General features: G+C 52.7%; 12 protein-coding genes. 11 read left to right on the forward strand and 1 reads right to left on the reverse strand.

Translation table 11 applies throughout. The features are described from left to right. The first annotated feature begins 153 nt into the window (after positions 1–153). On the forward strand, positions 154–603 hold the full coding sequence (locus MKX63_RS13570; protein ID WP_341017671.1) for a macro domain-containing protein: 450 nt from the start codon (positions 154–156) through the stop codon (positions 601–603). 27 nt (positions 604–630) lie between these two features. Here MKX63_RS13570 and MKX63_RS13575 read toward each other — a convergent pair whose 3' ends face one another. Further along, positions 631–1,428, reverse strand: coding sequence for a helix-turn-helix transcriptional regulator (locus MKX63_RS13575; protein ID WP_341017672.1), 798 nt, complete (start codon positions 1,426–1,428; stop codon positions 631–633). Positions 1,429–1,616: 188 nt separating this feature from the next. Here MKX63_RS13575 and MKX63_RS13580 point away from each other — a divergent pair, with 188 nt between their 5' ends. The 10 genes from MKX63_RS13580 (at position 1,617) to MKX63_RS13625 (ending at position 15,116) form a co-directional block, all read left to right on the forward strand. Further along, a complete protein-coding gene (locus tag MKX63_RS13580) occupies positions 1,617–2,630 on the forward strand; it encodes a glycoside hydrolase family 5 protein (protein WP_341017673.1) in 1,014 nt (337 codons plus the stop codon). A gap of 86 nt (positions 2,631–2,716) precedes the next feature. Then, a complete protein-coding gene (locus MKX63_RS13585; protein WP_341017674.1) occupies positions 2,717–4,663 on the forward strand; it encodes an alpha-L-arabinofuranosidase C-terminal domain-containing protein in 1,947 nt (648 codons plus the stop codon). A gap of 428 nt (positions 4,664–5,091) precedes the next feature. Beyond that, positions 5,092–5,667 carry a TetR/AcrR family transcriptional regulator gene (locus MKX63_RS13590; protein ID WP_341017675.1) on the forward strand — a complete coding sequence of 192 codons (576 nt, stop codon included), beginning with the start codon at positions 5,092–5,094 and terminating at the stop codon, positions 5,665–5,667. Between the two features lie 64 nt (positions 5,668–5,731). After that, complete coding sequence (locus tag MKX63_RS13595; RefSeq protein ID WP_341017676.1) at positions 5,732–6,343, forward strand: GNAT family N-acetyltransferase; 612 nt, start codon at positions 5,732–5,734, stop codon at positions 6,341–6,343. Positions 6,344–6,493: 150 nt separating this feature from the next. Next, on the forward strand, positions 6,494–7,672 hold the full coding sequence (locus MKX63_RS13600; RefSeq protein ID WP_341017677.1) for an ROK family transcriptional regulator: 1,179 nt from the start codon (positions 6,494–6,496) through the stop codon (positions 7,670–7,672). 43 nt (positions 7,673–7,715) lie between these two features. Next, positions 7,716–8,699 (forward strand): ROK family protein, encoded by a 984-nt coding sequence (locus MKX63_RS13605; RefSeq protein ID WP_341017678.1) that lies wholly within the window; start codon positions 7,716–7,718, stop codon positions 8,697–8,699. A 10-nt stretch (positions 8,700–8,709) separates the two neighbouring features. Beyond that, positions 8,710–9,909: an MFS transporter gene (locus MKX63_RS13610; protein ID WP_341017679.1), complete on the forward strand. Its 1,200-nt coding sequence runs from the start codon at positions 8,710–8,712 to the stop codon at positions 9,907–9,909. 18 nt (positions 9,910–9,927) lie between these two features. Further along, the gene (locus MKX63_RS13615; RefSeq protein WP_341017680.1) at positions 9,928–12,177 is read left to right on the forward strand and encodes a helix-turn-helix domain-containing protein; all 2,250 of its coding nucleotides are present in this window, start codon (positions 9,928–9,930) and stop codon (positions 12,175–12,177) included. Positions 12,178–12,524: 347 nt separating this feature from the next. After that, complete coding sequence (locus tag MKX63_RS13620; protein WP_341017681.1) at positions 12,525–14,117, forward strand: extracellular solute-binding protein; 1,593 nt, start codon at positions 12,525–12,527, stop codon at positions 14,115–14,117. A gap of 132 nt (positions 14,118–14,249) precedes the next feature. Continuing rightward, entirely contained in the window at positions 14,250–15,116 is an 867-nt protein-coding gene (locus MKX63_RS13625) for an ABC transporter permease (protein WP_341018635.1), read from the forward strand. The last annotated feature ends 21 nt before the right edge of the window (positions 15,117–15,137 follow it).

A 15,137-nucleotide genomic window follows, 5' to 3' on the forward strand; every position in this document is an offset into this window, starting at 1 on the left:
TAAATGTATGCGGAAAACAACATACAATGTGCAGGTTCATAAGATACCAAACTTGAAAGTACATGCTATCGGAGTATAGTTATTCTCAGGAGGAATGCTATATGGCTACGTGGGTTCCTCATCAAACACCCAAACCACAACAAGGAGAAAACCATGACCATCCAACTCGTAAACGGCGATCTATTAGAAGCCAGTGAAGATATTCTGGGACATCAGGTGAATTGTCAGGGAGTGATGGGGTCGGGGATTGCGAAGATCCTGCGGGACCGTTATCCGAACTTATATCCTGAGTATAAAAAATACTGTGACCAGCACACGCCTGACGGGTTGCTCGGACACTGCCAGCTGGTGCAGACGGGCGAGAAGCACACGGCGAATCTGTTCGGCCAGCTTAACTATGGAAGGAGCAAAACCCGGTACACCGATTATGGTGCGCTGGAGCGAGCATTAACTACACTGAAGACAGAAGCACAGGCGAGGGGGCTGTCTGTCGCGCTCCCGTACAACATTGGCTGCGGACTGGCGAACGGGGAGTGGAGTTTGGTAGAGGAGATGATTGGGAAGGTTTTTGCAGACTATGAAGTTACGTTGTATAAGATTTAAATATGATTAAAAATAAAGCCAGACTGCTCACAAGCGGTCTGGCTTTATTTTGTGCTCCCTGTACTGGGTGGGCGTCTGCCCCGTCTGCTGCTTGAACTGGCGCATGAAGTGAATCTCGCTGGCGTAGCCGCTCATTTCGGCGGTCTTTTTGACGGAGATATCTGTGGTGGCGAGCAGGTACTTGGCATGTTCGATCCGGCTGGCAATGACGTCGGCCATCGGGCTTACACCGAAGTAGTCTTTATACAGGTGCTGGAAGCAGGAACGGCTCATGGTCAGCTCGTGGGATAATCCATCGATCGTCCAGTTGAGGAAGGGCTGATTGTAGATTTTGGTGCGGATAATGGACATCTTGTTGTAGTGTGTGTTGCCGACTTCTCTCTGGGTCGAATGAATCCGGTTGCTGAGCTTAATGAAGAATAGCCGCAGATATAATTCAATCGTCTCGTCCTTATGCGGATTTCCGGAATACGCTTCATAGCACAAATGGTTAATGATGATCGACAGCTCGTTCAGGTCGCCAATCGGGATCACTTCATCCCTGGGGATCGCCAGCCGGTCCAGCAGCGCTTCATCCCCCGGCTTGTCCAGCCGGAAATGGAACCAGTCATTGGTGAACTGTGACCCGTATGCCCGGTAGAACTGAGGCGTATGCTCACTGTACAGGATGAAGGAGTCCGGACCTGTCACCCGGCTCTTTCCCTCCAAAGTAAAGATGGCCGGCGTCTTCAGCAACAGCAGCATATAGTCTCCTGACCCTTGAGGCCTGTTGATAATAAAATCCGCGTCATGGCTGTGATTATAGCCGATGTTGTGTATGTTCATAGGAGCCTCCCGCATAGCAGATAGATCTATTGTAGAAGCAAACAGGCTGTCTTGCAATCATCGATTGCACAATAAGTTAGTACTTACGCACGATGTGTAATTGTTCTGGGGCCAGGGTTTATCTATGCTTAAGGCAGGTAAGCAAGGTGAGTATACAATGAAGGCTGAGGCCTGAGAGGATGATCGAGATGAAAGAATGGATTGGTTATACCAGAGGGGTGAATCTCGGAGGCTGGCTGTCCCAGTGTCCGTATCAGCATTCCCATTATGATAGCTTCATTACAGAGAAGGATATCGAGACGATTGCCTCCTGGGGTCTGGACCATGTCCGGCTGCCGGTGGATTATGAAGTGATAGAGGATACGGGGAATGCAGAGACTTACGCCGGGTTCAAGCATATCGACAATTGCATCCGCTGGTGTGCTGCTCATGGGCTGAATCTCATTATTGATCTGCATAAGACACCGGGCTTCTCCTTCGACAGCGTGGCCGCGAATTCCCTGTTCGATGATCCGGCGCTCCAGGAGCGGTTCCTGAATCTGTGGAAGGCGATTGCCAGCCGGTATGCCAGCTATAAGGATACTGTGGCTTTTGAATTGCTCAATGAGATTGTGGAGAAGGACAGCAGCCGCTGGAATGCGTTGGCCCACCGGACGATTACGGAGATCCGCAAGCATGCGCCGGAGACCAAAATCGTTATCGGCGGCATCCAGTGGAACAGCGTGCACACCCTCGTGCTGCTGGATCAGCCTTTTGATGAGAATATCGTATACACCTTCCACTTCTATGAGCCGTTCCTGTTCACACACCAGCGTGCGGCTTGGGTGGAGCAGATGCCTAAGAGCAGCATGGAGTATCCGGGGGACCTTGCGAACTACCGCAGCACTTCGGCGGCTATTGGCGCTTTTGGCTCCGGGCTTCATGCAGATGGGATCAGCGAGATGGGTCCAGCGTACATGACCAGCCTGATTCAGAACGCGATTGATGTCGCTGCCGAGCGGAACGTGTATTTGTACTGCGGAGAATATGGTGTTATTGAGCAGGCTCCTTCGCAGAGCGTGGTGAACTGGTACAAGGATGTGCATGGGGTGTTCGAGCAATACAAGATAGGCCGGGCCGCATGGACGTATAAAAAAATGGACTTCGGCATTTCTGACCGCTACGACAGCAGTATAACGTCTGAGATTATTGCTTATTTATAAGCAGTCCAAAACTTCTCTGGAGTCACGCCTACCCCGTAATGGAAACTTCACAGTTTAACTACTCTTTTCTAAGCGAGGTCTTATAAATGAAAATACAAATTACAGATAAACCCGGAGTATCGATCTCCAAGGGAATGATTGGGCTCTTCTTCGAGGATATCAACTATGGGCTGGACGGCGGGCTGCATGCTGAGATGCTTGAGAACCGGTCCTTCGAGTTCATGAAGGCGCAGGGCGACCGGGGGAGCTATAGTGAGAGCTATGACGGTCTTTATGGCTGGACAGCTTATCCCGCAGAGGCCAGCGGAGCCATGCTTCAGATTGGGACGGAGCATCCGCAGAATGAGGTGAATCCCCATTACCTGGCGTTTACCGCCGGGGAGACGCAGAACGCTTTTACCAATAAGGCCTATGATGGCGTGTCTCTGAAGCCGGGACTTACGTATGAGGTATCCTTCTATGCCAGAGCGGAGGGGTATGCAGGGGGCATTGAAGTTTCCGTTGAGCGAAATAGCACAGTTATGGCGCAGGCTGTCATCGCGACAGCGGTGAGTGGTGAATGGACACGCTATACGGCGCAGCTTAGCAGCAGTGAGCCTGTATCGTGTGGGGATTTCGTCATCCGGCTGGATGAGCCGGGCACGGTCTGCTTCGACTTCATTTCCATGATTCCCTCCGATGCGGTGCTGGGCTTGTTCCGCCGGGATCTGGTCGGGCTGCTGGAGGAGATGAAGCCGGGCTTCCTGCGTTTCCCGGGTGGTTGTATTGTTGAGGGCTATAACCTGGAGAACCGCTACCAATGGAAGCGGAGTGTGGGAGCCGCTGAGCAGCGCAAGAATAACAGCAGCCGCTGGGCGCTACACGGGAATAATGAAGAGAATCAGTACACGAGCGAGTACAGCCACTATAATCAGAGCCTGGGGATCGGGTTCTATGAGTATTTCCTGCTGTGTGAATACCTGGGGGCACGGCCGATTCCGGTGCTGAATGTGGGGCTGGCCTGCCAGTTCCAGTCTACTGAGCATGTGGGCGTACATGATGAAGATTTCCAGGAATATATTCAGGATGCGCTGGACCTGCTGGAATTCGCCAACGGACCGGTCGATTCACCGTGGGGCCGCCTGCGGAGTGAGATGGGTCACCCGGAGCCGTTCGGTCTGGAGATGATCGGAATCGGCAATGAGCAGTGGGAGACGGAGCATGCGGACTTTTTCACCAGATACGATCTGTTCGAGCAGGCGATTCATGCGGCTTACCCGTCTGTGCAGCTAATCGGCTCTGCCGGGCCGGATGTCAGCTCTGACAACTACACCCGGGCTTGGGAATATTACCGGAAGCGGGCTGAGGGCAATCCAAACTTTGTCTACGCTATCGATGAGCATTATTATGTGAAGCCGGAATGGCTGTGCGAGAACGTGCATTTCTATGATCAATATCCGCGGGATATCAAGGTGTTCGCCGGGGAATATGCGGGCCACTATGGCAACGGGATGAATTCGCCGCACTTCAACAGCTGGGGCGCTGCGCTGGCAGAAGCCGCATTCCTGACGGGCCTTGAGCGCAATGCTGACATCGTCGTGCTGGCCTCTTATGCACCGTTGTTCGCCAGACTCGGCTATGCCCAGTGGTCGCCGGACATGATCTGGTTCGATGGCGAGAACAGCTACGGTACGCCAAGCTACTATGTGCAGCAACTGTACAGTACGCTGATGGGAACGAAGGTGCTGCAGACGGTACATGACCAGGAGGAGATTCCTTACACTGTATCTTATGATGAGGAGCAGCAGGCCCTCTATGTGAAGCTGGTGAACACGCAAGACCGTACCATTCAGGTGGAGCTGGAGACTGCGCTGTCCTTGACCGGAAGCGGCGAAGCCTATGTGATGCAGGGCGAGGAGACGGAAGTGAATTCGATCGAGGCTCCATGCAATATCGCGCCTAAGCGTGTGCCGATTGAGACCGCAAGCCGGATGGTTTATACACTTGAGCCGAAGTCGTTCCATGTGCTGCGGATGGAGTGCGGGGTAAGGTAATGTGGGCGAAAGTAGTGCTCGCAAGATCAAATAAAAGGAATATGGGGGGGACGGGAGGTTGCCGTCTCCCCTTCTTTTTCGAGGAGTCAGTTTAATTGTATTCCGTACAGCTAAAAGTAGCCTAGAACCCGGATAAGCTGAGTTAAATGCATTCTGTACAATTAAAATAAGGCGAAAGCAGACTTTCAGGTCATTTACTTATAAATAGATGTACCAAATGCAATTAAACCGCATATAAAGGCTACATTGTTCATTTTAGTTGTACGAATTACAGTTAACCTTCAGCCGACGCGCATTGGAATTTTGACACCACCAACATCCCGGTATAAAATAAATTAAAATGATAGATAAACATATCATTATAATAACTAAAATATCATTTCACTGAAAACTAACACCCACCCTACAGCAGAGGCAGGCCTAAATTCATGAAAACCAGTGTCAAAGATACCAAACGAAAGGCTATTCTGGATGCGTCTACGGAGCTGTTGGCGCTCAAGCAGACGGCTACGCTGCAGGAGATCGCGGATCACGCAGGGATCGGCATTGCAACGCTGCACCGGTATTTCTCTACCAGGGAGCTGCTGCTGGATGCATTGGCGCTTAATGCGATCGGGCTGGTGGAAGAAGCGCTCGGGGGAGTTACCGCAGAGGACCATGATATGCTGCTATTCCTGACGGAAGTGTTCGAGGCGCTGATTCCTTTGGGCGGCAAGGTGTCTTTTCTCAGCTCTGCAGCCTCAGTGGACGAGAATCCGCATATTGTAGCCGAAGAAGCACGGATCAAGCAGCCGCTGCGGGAAGCGGTGGAGGGCTGGCAGGCACGCGGATTGCTGAATGCCGGAATGAGCGCCCACTGGATCATCACGGTCATGTATAATCTTTTGTTCGTTGCCTGGCAGGAGATCCAGAAGGGGAATCTTGCGAAGAATGATGCTCCGAAGCTGCTGGTTACTACAGTCCTCCAAGGCTTCAGCGGAACAGGGCATGGGGACGGCAGGTAACCGAGAAGAGGGCACGTTCACCAAGACGGTAGAATCTGGAGTGGAACAATAAGGAGGAATTTGTATGTCAACACTGCAAGTAGAGATCGTGGACCGCTTGGATGAGCAACAGAAACGCGAGGTCGCCAGGCTGTTTTATCAGGCTTTCACCTTGAAATTCAGCGGAATATGGATCTTCTCCCGTAAAGAGCAGGAGATTGTGGACGTGCTGAGCCGCTGCCTGCATTATGACAAGGCCCTGTATGCGGTGTATGAGGGAAGGGTCGTAGGCTTTGCCGGTATGGAGACGGGAAAGGGCTTCTTCATGACGCTGAGTTACCGTTCGCTCAGACAGACCTTCGGGTTGTTCGGCGGCGCTTGGCGCTATGCAGCCTATGGCATCTTCCGCCTGCTTCATGGCAATACCCCCTCTAATGCAGTGCATATCGATCCGCTTGTAGTGTCCGAGCAGGCCAGAGGACTGGGCGTCGGAACCCGGCTGCTGGAGGCCGTCTTCGCGTGGTCCCGGGAAGCGGACCGCAGTAAGGTGCTGCTGGAGGTTGTCGATACCAATCCGCTGGCGAAGAAGCTGTATGAGCGGGTGGGCTTCCGGACCTTCAAGGTGCAGAATACCCGGTTGTTCTCCTCGCAGGCCGGCTTCCACAAAGTGCTGCATATGGAGAAAATGCTAAATTAGCCTGGCACTTATTCCCGGTCCGCAGGAGGATCGGGGATTTTGCGTTTTATGGGGTGATAGGGGCTGGATAAATCGCCCGAAAGACTGTATATTAGACTAAACATTAAGTTAGTAAACTTAATTAACTATATATAGAACGGAGTATGAATCGTGAAAATTCAAACGGCGGGGACCCCCAAGGTCATGCGCAATCTGAATGAATTTCTGATTCTGGACCGGATCATCGGCGGCGGACCGCAATCCAGAGCGGATCTTAGCCGGTATACCGGCTTAAGCAAGCCTACGGTATCCTCGGCCATTGCTCATCTTATAGAACGCGGACTGGTCAGAGAGACCGGCAGAGCGGAGAATACCCAGGGCCGCAAAGCGACTCTAGTGGAATTCAATCCGAAATGCTTCTATACCCTGGGGGCTGAGGTAGGGGGAAGCAGCCTGCGGATAGCGCTTGCGGATATGAGCGGAGAGATCTGCTATTACAAGCAGCTGCCTATGCCGGAGAGAGGGCTGACAGAGGCGGTGTATCAAGACTTTCTGGTGCAGAGCATTGAGGGACTGCTTGCGGATTCCGGGATTTCCCGGGAGAAGCTGCGGGCCGCGGCCTTCGGAATTCCAGGCGTAGTGGACCCGGCAGATGGCAGCGTGTCTGACCTCATTGCCCCGCTGCGCGGGTGTGAAGGGGTGCTCTCAAGGACTAATCTGGCCCGGCTGCTCCCCGTGCCTGTTGTGACGGAGAATGATGTCAACCTCGCGGCGCTGGCGGAATATACCTCTTCGGGGATGGAGGCAAGCGCCTCTCTCCTGTACTTCTCCATCGGCGCAGGAACCGGGGGCGGCCTCATTATCCACGGGGAGATCTACCGGGGGCTTGGCGGCGGTGCAGGTGAATTAGCCAATCTGATGCTGAGCGCGGGCAGGCTGGAGGATGTACTGTCTACGGACGGATTAAGGCAGCTGGCTAACCGGATGTCAAAAGAACACACCGGTGCAGGTGAAACAGCGTATCTGCTGTCCATACCGGGAGGACCGGCGGAGCAGATATGGAATGAAGTGCGCAGAGGTGAGCCTCTTGCACTTGCTATTATCGAGGCCTACTGCAATCTGCTTGCAGAGGCAATAGGCAGTATTTGTACCGTGATGGCTCCAACAACGGTGGTCCTTGGAGGCGAACTGGGCAGCCATGGGGAGATCCTGCTGGAGAAGCTGGAATCCCGGGTAAGCGGGCTTCACCGGAAGCCCCGGCTGGCTGCGTCCAGCCACGGGGACAGGGATGTGGTGCTTGGAGCGGTGCAGACCGCGGTCCAATTGGCTTTTGGTGAGATGCGGGCCTAAGGAGCATAAGCTTATATTTTATAGAATGACGGGGGAATCCTAGATGAATATGTTAACAGCAGGAATTGATGTGGGCGGAACCAAAACACTGCTATGCCTGACGGATGAAGATGGAACGGTGCTTGAGCAGTACAAGGTGGAGACGCAGCTGAGCCGGGAGCCTGAGGTGTTCTTCCGCTGGTTATTCGCCGAATTGGAGCAGCTCTGCAAGCGTAACGGCACTACGCTCGCTTCTCTGAAGGGAGTGGGCATCGGGTTCCCGGGAGTCATGAATGAGCGCACCGGCACACTGACCAGCGCACCGGCGCTTAATTGGCCAGGAGCTATGGATATCCGTCCGATAATTGCCGCTTATTATCCCGGACTGGTGGTGCTCGACAATGATGTGAATATGGCCGCAATGGGCGAGTATGCAGCGGGCTCGGCTGCCGGGTCTGAGCATTTCATGATGATCACGGTCGGGACGGGAGTGGGCAGCGCCTTGTTCCTGAACGGCCAGCTCTACCGGGGAGCCAGCTTCGCTGCGGGTGAGATCGGCTATCTCATCGTTGAGCCGGGAGCCGTTCATGCTGCTGCCGATCCGGAGTACAGTGAGTTCGGCCCGTTTGAGATGGAGGTATCCGGCACGGGAATCGGAGCGAAGGCGGCAGCCAGACTGCACGGGAATAACAGCAGTTCATTGATCCGGGAGCTGGCCCAGGGCGGTACAGTCCGGGCGGAGCATGTATTTGCAGCGGCGCAGCAGCAGGATGAGACCGCACTTGCGCTGCTGGATCATGCGTATGAACAGATGGCAGCGGCAGTCAAGAATATTGCGATTACGCTCGATCTGGAGCTGGTGGTTCTGGGCGGAGGTGTCGTGGAGAAGAACCCTGGCTATGTGCAGGAGGTGGCAGCGCGGGTCAGCCGGTATACACCCAAGCAATCTTTATTGATCCGGCAGGCGGTGCTTGGTAATCAGGCGGGAGCGATAGGTGCTGCGGCCGCGGCCCGAAGCAGGCTGAACGCAGGAACTGGGCAGAATTGAGGGTATGAAAATGAGACGCGGAACAAGTATAATGAGATTCTCTGTAGGCAGCAAGGAGAGCGAGGTCCTGCTGAAGATGCGCGGGCTGTATCTGTTCACAGGTCTGGCCGGGGGCAGCTTCAACCCGTATGTCACCTCCCTTCTGGTTCATCAAGGCATGACGAGCCAGAGGATCGGAGTGATGATGGCCTTCGGCACCTTGCTGGCGATTCTGTTTCAGCCGTTATGGGGAATTCTGGTGGACCGCTATCAACGGACAAGACTGGTACTGATGCTTACCCTGATTGTTCCCGGCACCATAGTCTATCTCTACAATGTAAAATGGCTTGTCGTTATTGTGCTTGTATACAGCTTGTACACAATTTTTCAGAGTACACAGACGCCGATTGCCGACTCTTATGCAGTGAATGCAGCTTCAGCCGCAGGTACCTCGTTCGGCACCATCCGGCTGTTCGGCAGTATCGGCACGGCGCTGGGAGGGTACTTCGGCGGACTGTATCTGAACTGGATGGGAGTTACAGAGCTATGGATTCCCTTCCTGGTCTTCAACCTGCTTGCTCTTCTGCTCGTGATTACCATCCCGGTGAATGTGGAGCGGCGGACGCAGCATGTAACCTTCACCAGCGGAATCAGGCAGCTGCTGGGCAACCGGGTCTTTCTGCTGTTTCTCGCCGGTTGTTTTCTGGTGAACCAGACGCTAACGGCCTTCAACTCCTTCTTTGTCCTGACCTTCCAGATGGCGGGCGGAAGCTTCGCATGGTCAGGAATCGCCCTGATGATTGCTTCCATTACCAGCGTTCCGGCAATGCTTGTGGCTGCAAGAGTCCTGAAGAAGTACGGCTATGAGAAAACATTAATGTTGGCTTCCGTTGTCTATATGCTCCGCTGGGCGATCCAATGGCTCATTCCTGTTCCCGGTGTTATGATAGGTGTCCAGACGCTGCACGGCATGTCGTTTGGTTTCTTTTACATTGCAGCTGTGGAATATGTGGCCTCTATTACAGGCAAAGAGCTGCAAGCCACAGGACAAAGCCTGTTCAATATGGTATTTGTCGGTCTTGGCGGTATTGCCGGGAATCTGCTGAACGGGTATCTGCTGGAGACCGGCGGCCCGGGGCTGATGTATTTCTCCTGTACGGTCAGCGCCGCACTCGGCGCATTGCTGCTGTACAAGGTAAGCTCAATTTCACGTAAGCAGCAGTCTGAATAAGAAGAAGGGGGAAGCTCTATGAAGCGCAGTTGGTATAGTCGGATGCTATTCTCATACTTCCCTGTCTTCCTGCTTGTAGTCACTGTTCTAATCTTCCTGGCCTTCATGGTCATTACGGAGCTGTCACGCAGCGAGACGGAGAAGGCCAACTACATATCCACCAGCTATGTGGCGGATACGGTAGAGCGGACCTTGAATGATATAGAGCTGGGGGTGCTGCAGGAGATCGGAAATAACTATTCTTATAATGACTTCCTGGATGCGCCCTCCGGCACGGAATCACCGGCAGGCAGTTCATATGAAATTGTGCAGAGTATGAACCGTCTATCTGAACGCTTCAGCCTCATTGATTCAATCTATGTCTACCGTAACAAGGACAAGCTGATGCTGGGCCAGAGCGGATACGTGAATCCGGGACAGGGCCAGGGATTGGAGGCAGAATATTTGCAGCAGCTCTCCGCGAATAAGGAGCAGCAGGGGTGGGGAGCTGTACGGATGGTTCAGCCCAGGAACTCTCAGGACTTACGGCCGGTGATTAGCCTGGCCAGCAGGCTGCCGATTCCATGGGGCTCCGACGGTTATATTGTTATTAATGTCAGTGTGTACCGCATACAGCGTCTGGTGGACAGCTTGACGAGTGGAGACCTGTCCTTCCTGCGGATCATGGATGTCTCGGGGACACCGGTCTATGATTCTGCTCCGGCCTCAGACGGCGGGAATAACAGAACGCTCTCGAAGGTCGAGGCGAAGGATCTCGGCTGGACCTTCGAGAGCGGGCTGCGGGCCGGGCGCTTATTCGACTGGATCTCGGTGATCTCCTACGTCTGGTTCATTCTCGGGCTGCTCACGATTGCGCTGGGCGTAGTGTATATCATCTACATCACCCGGCGGAATTACCGGCCCATCCATCAACTGATGGTGCGGATTCAAGGACTCCAGCCTGCGGCCCAGCATGCCGCGCCTGCCGTGGCTTCCGATGAGCTGGCCCTGATGCATAACGCACTGGACCGGCTGGTGCAGATCACTACCGACTATGAGCGGGAACGCTACGAGAATCTGGTCATTCAGCGACGGGAGCTGTTCCAGGATTTCCTCAGCGGGCAGCGGCTGGAGGATGCGGCAGAGCGGCTGGAGTCGCTGGACCCTTTTGAGGGCACCAGGGAGTTCGAAGCCTTCGTTGTATTCGCAGCCGAGCTTAACCGGGAGAAGGACTGGCATGCGCTGCCTGCTCAGGATCAGAACCTGCTGAAATTCGCCTTAACCAATGTACTGGGAGACCTGATGGCAGATAAGCAGCTTCAGGCCTGGGCCGAATGGATCAGCGGGGAGCGGTTAGGGATTATTATTGGCCTCAGATTCCAGCCGGTGAAGAATAACAGCGATACAATGCTGGAGCTGGCAAGAGACTGCCACCGCTGGATTATGGATAATCTGCGGGTATCTCTGACCTTCGGAGTGGGGACGGTCGTCAGGGACTGGCGGGAGATCCGGAATTCTTACGCAGCAGCGGCTGAGGTGCTGAGTCACAGGCTGGCTCTGGGAACAGATATTGCTGCAGTCCAAATGAATCAGCAGGACGATTCGAGACTGCAGAGCTATAAATACTTCGGGAGCTTCACCCAGCTTGTCCGTGAATTCCGCCTCTCGGGCGAGAACTGGCGAATCCGGCTGGACGAAATCTTCGATTCCTTCCGCAAGGACCGCCTGAAGGACGAAGAGATCTATATGCTGCTGGAAGTGCTGCTTCAGGCGCTGGAGCAGGAGCTTAAGGGTATAGCGGAGACGCTCGACCGTCAGCTTGCCGCAGCATGGACCGGCGGTCTGCGGGAACGCATCCGGGGTAGCACCGACCTTGAAGAGATCCGGGAGCTGCTGACTGGCTGGTTGAATGAAACCTACCATGTCTATGTGTCGGTCAATGAGCTGAAGAGCCACCGGGTGATGATTACCGAGGTTAAGCATTATATTGAGGAGCATTATGCCAATCCTGATCTCTCCTTGAATCATCTGAGCGAACGGTTCCAGATCTCTGCGAAATACGCCAGCTACCTGTTCAAGGAAGAATTCAATATGAAGTTCGTGGACTTTCTCGCAGAGCTGCGGCTGAAGAAGGCCAAGGAACTGCTGGATACGACTTCAGAGAGCATTCAGGATATTGCCTTGCAGATTGGATATGCTAACTCTATTACCTTCGGACGGGTCTTCAAACGCATTACGGGTATGACTCCGGGGGATTACCGCAAATTGAAGCTTCCTAAAGATGAATAAGCACTGCGTAAATCCGGCTTCCGCTGATTCCGGGTTTGCGCTTTTTTTATTTGTTGGGGGAGATATGAGGCGGAGAATGATAATTACATAACATAATGAGTAATATATGAGTTAGGTATTTTGGTTTATCATACAATTTTCGTGAAGTATTCCTACGATAATTGTATATCCGAAATGAAAAATGCTGCAATTTCATTGGTTTTTTCATGAAAATTCAATAAGAAACATGTATATTGTCGAATTCCGCAAACGATGTAATAATTCATCACATGGTCAAGCCGTAAGCATCATATAGAGACAACAGGCTGATTGAAATCAGAAATCGAAAGGGATAGGTGGTAGGAAATATGACAAATGATAACGGTAAAAGAAAGTTGGCTCTCGGTCTCTCAGCGGTTCTTATGTCTTCCGTGGTAATGTCTGCATGCTCGTCTAAAGATTCCAATGAAGCAAGCGGCAACGGTGCAGTACAAGCCGGCAGCTTGAAGATTGAAATTTTTGACCGTGGCAATGCGCCGGCCGGTGTTACGGCATCCGATAACTTCCTCACCAATTATGTGAAAGAGAATTTCGGCAAGGCGAACAATATCGATGTGGAATTCGTCCCTATCCCCCGCTCGGAAGAAGTGACCAAGCTTAATGTCCTGATGGCCAGCGGAACCGATGTTCCTGATATCGTCTTCACCTATGACTCAGGTACCTTCAATAAATATGCCGAGCAAGGCGGGTTGACGGATCTGACTCCGCTGCTGAAGGAACACGGACAGAACCTGACCAAGTTCCTTGGCGAGGATACTCTGCGCTATGGTCAATACGACGGTGTTCAGTATAGCATTCCCGCCAAACGTTCTACGGTAGGTAAATATGCTTCCTTCATCCGTCAGGACTGGCTGGATAAGCTGGGGCTTCCCGTTCCGGCTACCTCAGAGGAGCTGTACAATACACTGACCGCCTTCAAGACCAAAGATCCGGGTGAAACCGGCGGCAAGGTGATTCCGCTGGGCATGACGATTGCTGCGGCACAGTATGATTCGCTGGTCTGGTCCTTCATTAAGCCGGTCAGTGAGCAGGAGCGCTTCGAGCTTACACAGAACCTGAGCTCCCGGGACTACCCGATTCTGCTGCCCGGATTCAAGGATGCCATTCAATATATGAACAAGCTGTATAACGAAGGGCTGATCAGCAAGGATTTTGCCCTGGATGAGAATAAAGAGACTCTTACACAGAATATCGGGAACGGGCTTGTGGGCGTATTCAGCGATGATAACGATGCGATCTTCTACCCTGACGGTGCTTACGATGTTATGACGAAGAATAACCCGAAGGCTGTACTGAGCGCCATTGATCCGTTCACGAACAGCGAGGGGAAGACGGCCAAGCCGGTATCTGCTCCGAACGGAATGTATATTATGATTCCGAAGTCCAGCAAGCATGCGGTGGAAGCTATTAAGTATCTGGACTGGATGGCTACAGATGGTCATCTGCAATATATCCAGAACGGGATTGAAGGCGAGCATTACACGCTGGAAGGCGGCGTGCCGGTCTCTATTCCTGATATGTCTGTCGAATCCTCCAATAAGCTGTCAGGCGGCGGGGATATCGGGATTATCGCGAACGGACGGATTTTTGAGAGCCAGGAGAAGAATAATGAAGCCTTTGTGAAGAGCTTCCGCACCCAGTATCAGGACATCATCGCGAAATCACTGACGATTTCCACCACTAACCCGATTGAGCCGGTGTTCACCAGCCGTCCTATTGAGGCGGAGAGCAAATATGGTACGACTCTTAGCGATAAAATCAAGCAGTTGATGGTCAAATCTACAATGGTCTCCCCAGGCGAATTCGAAGTCACCTATGAGAGTATGCTGAAGGACTACATGTCGAGCGGCGGACAGGCTATTCTGGATGAACGCAAGGCTGCCTACAGCGAGCAGAAATAATTGAATTAGCGGTCCGTGAGGGAGGGGAGCGGCAGGGCTGCCGGTCTTGGCTGCTTCCCCTTACACCCTCAGGGGTACAGTGGAGGAGGAATCGTTGTGGGATACACCCGTTATTTCCGCAGAAATTGGCAGATGTACGCATTGCTGGTCTTACCCATCCTGTTTTTTATTATTTTCAAGTACGGTCCAATGTATGGTGTGCAGATTGCGTTCAAGGACTTCAACTTTTTCAAAGGTATCGGTGGCAGTGAATGGATTGGTCTTGACGGATTCCGCGAGGTATTTGCGAATCAGGACTTTTATATAACCTTACGCAACACGTTGATGCTGAACGTTCTGGATCTGATTGTTTCTTTTCCCGCCCCTTTAATTATTGCAATCATGCTGTTTGAGCTGAAGGTGGTCTGGTTCAAGAAGCTGTCTCAGACGATTCTGTATATTCCGCATTTTATTTCCTGGGTAATCATCGGCGGGATTGTGTATCAGCTCTTTGGCCAGCAGTCCGGAATGATTAACAACCTGTTAACGAGCTTGGGACTGGATGCCATTCCTTTTCTCTCTGACAAAAATTATTGGCTGATCACTTACCTGCTGACCGGTGTCTGGCAGAGCGCAGGCTGGGGGACGATTCTCTATCTGGCGGCACTGGCGGGCATCAATAAAGAGCTGTTCGAAGCGGCGGAGGTCGATGGGGCCGGGAGAATCAAGCGCATTCTGCATATCACGATTCCGGGGATCAAGCCGACGATTGTTACGCTCTTGATCATTAATCTGGGCAACATGATCTCGATTGGCTTCGAGCGGCCGTTCGTAATCGGTAACCTTGCGGTTATGGAATACTCGGATGTGCTGAGTACCTTCGTCTACCGGATCGGTCTGGAATCGGGGCAGTATACGCTGGCTACGGTGGTTGGATTGTTCCAGGCCGTGGTCGGACTTCTATTCCTGCTGGCAGCGAACTATATTTCCAAGAAGCTAACAGACGAGAGCATCCTATAATCAACCTTTGGATCGGGAGTG

Source organism: Paenibacillus sp. FSL R7-0179 (assembly GCF_038002265.1).
In the GTDB taxonomy this organism is placed as follows: Bacteria; Bacillota; Bacilli; order Paenibacillales; family Paenibacillaceae; genus Paenibacillus_AQ.

Excerpts from the sequence above, each read along its gene's own strand:
- MKX63_RS13610 (WP_341017679.1), top strand. The coding sequence starts at position 8,710 with ATGAGACGCGGAACAAGTATAATGAGATTCTCTGTAGGCAGCAAGGAG.
- MKX63_RS13615 (WP_341017680.1), top strand. The coding sequence starts at position 9,928 with ATGAAGCGCAGTTGGTATAGTCGGATGCTATTCTCATACTTCCCTGTC.
- MKX63_RS13570 (WP_341017671.1), top strand. The coding sequence starts at position 154 with ATGACCATCCAACTCGTAAACGGCGATCTATTAGAAGCCAGTGAAGAT.
- MKX63_RS13580 (WP_341017673.1), top strand. The coding sequence starts at position 1,617 with ATGAAAGAATGGATTGGTTATACCAGAGGGGTGAATCTCGGAGGCTGG.
- MKX63_RS13585 (WP_341017674.1), top strand. The coding sequence starts at position 2,717 with ATGAAAATACAAATTACAGATAAACCCGGAGTATCGATCTCCAAGGGA.
- MKX63_RS13595 (WP_341017676.1), top strand. The coding sequence starts at position 5,732 with ATGTCAACACTGCAAGTAGAGATCGTGGACCGCTTGGATGAGCAACAG.
- MKX63_RS13625 (WP_341018635.1), top strand. The coding sequence starts at position 14,250 with ATGTACGCATTGCTGGTCTTACCCATCCTGTTTTTTATTATTTTCAAG.
- MKX63_RS13590 (WP_341017675.1), top strand. The coding sequence starts at position 5,092 with ATGAAAACCAGTGTCAAAGATACCAAACGAAAGGCTATTCTGGATGCG.
- MKX63_RS13620 (WP_341017681.1), top strand. The coding sequence starts at position 12,525 with ATGACAAATGATAACGGTAAAAGAAAGTTGGCTCTCGGTCTCTCAGCG.
- MKX63_RS13605 (WP_341017678.1), top strand. The coding sequence starts at position 7,716 with ATGAATATGTTAACAGCAGGAATTGATGTGGGCGGAACCAAAACACTG.
- MKX63_RS13575 (WP_341017672.1), bottom strand. The coding sequence starts at position 1,428 with ATGAACATACACAACATCGGCTATAATCACAGCCATGACGCGGATTTT.